Consider the following 1,189-nt stretch of genomic DNA (forward strand, 5'->3'; position numbering starts at 1 on the left):
GTGCGCCTCGTCCCGGATAGACCGGGGTGCATATGACTGGAATGCATTGAGAAAGGAGGTTTTGAAGAATGCCTGCTCCCTGCTGTGAGGGGGCAAGAGCCCAAGCGGCGGTGACCTGTCGTCAACTGGCAGGGTGACGTAGCCCGCAGGTAAAGGGAATTGAGGCGAAGCCGTTACGCCGAGATGGTTCCCGAGGCTGTAGCACTGGAAGGTTGAGGAACACGAACCGGTTAATCCGCATCCGAGGGCTGAAATGTCGCCTTCGCCTACACGGCTTAACAGGCGAAATGCTGATGAGGTCGCTGGAGACGTATGTCGGCGGCATCCGAATGTGGGCGTACATGTAGGTCGCCTGCAGGGAGTCATGGGGAGAACACAGTCAGACCATGGCAGCGGCATCGACTTGCGGGACGCAAGGACAAGGACTGCGATCGGCAACCTCCCCACTGCGCGGAATGTCCAGCATATGAACGAGGGAAGGCATGATGGAATGCCCACGATGTACCGCGTCGCAAGGGAGTTGACCCTGATGTCCATCATGCTGGCGGAGTTCCCGTAGTAGTCCGCGGCAGGGAAAGCCTGCCACATGGCGAAGGGGAACAGTTCAATCTGCTTGGAGTGCAAACTACCTGACCAAACGAGGTGAAGACCTTTGATAATCAGCGAAATGCAGCACAAGCTCGCAACATGGGCCGAGGCCGGTCCGAACCGTCGGTTCGATCGTCTTCTTCGGCTCATTGCCGACCGGGAATGGCTTGCCGAAGCCGCCCGGAGAGTTCTGGCGTCGAGTGGCGCACGAACTCCGGGCATTGACGGAATGGATAAGCGACGGATGCAGGCCGGGCTGGATCGCCATCTGGCCGACCTGCGGACAAACCTGCTGAAGGGGACCTATCGCCCGAAGCCGGTCAAGCGAATCTATATCCCGAAAGCCAATGGCAAGCTACGACCGCTGGGTATACCGACCCTGACAGACCGCATTGTCCAACGTGCCATGCTGATGGCCATGGAGCCGATATGGGAGAGCGACTTCCATCGCCTGTCCTATGGCTTCCGGCCGGAACGCAGTGTGCATCATGCTGTCCGCACCGTGAAGATACAGCTTCAGGATGGCGGTGGCACGAAGGGACGCTGGATCATCGAAGGTGATCTGGCGAGCTACTTCGACACCGTTCATCATCGGCTGCTT

The 1,189-nt window shown here is 58.8% G+C and carries 1 protein-coding gene; it reads left to right on the forward strand.

What is annotated here, in order from left to right; all coding sequences use genetic code 11:
- Positions 1 to 652 precede the first annotated feature (652 nt).
- A partial coding sequence (locus P7F60_RS30725) for a reverse transcriptase domain-containing protein (RefSeq protein WP_277921232.1) occupies positions 653 to 1,189 on the forward strand: 537 nt, incomplete at its 3' end.

The sequence above is a fragment of the Rhizobium sp. YJ-22 genome (genome assembly GCF_029601685.1).
Taxonomy (GTDB): Bacteria; Pseudomonadota; Alphaproteobacteria; order Rhizobiales; family Rhizobiaceae; genus Metarhizobium.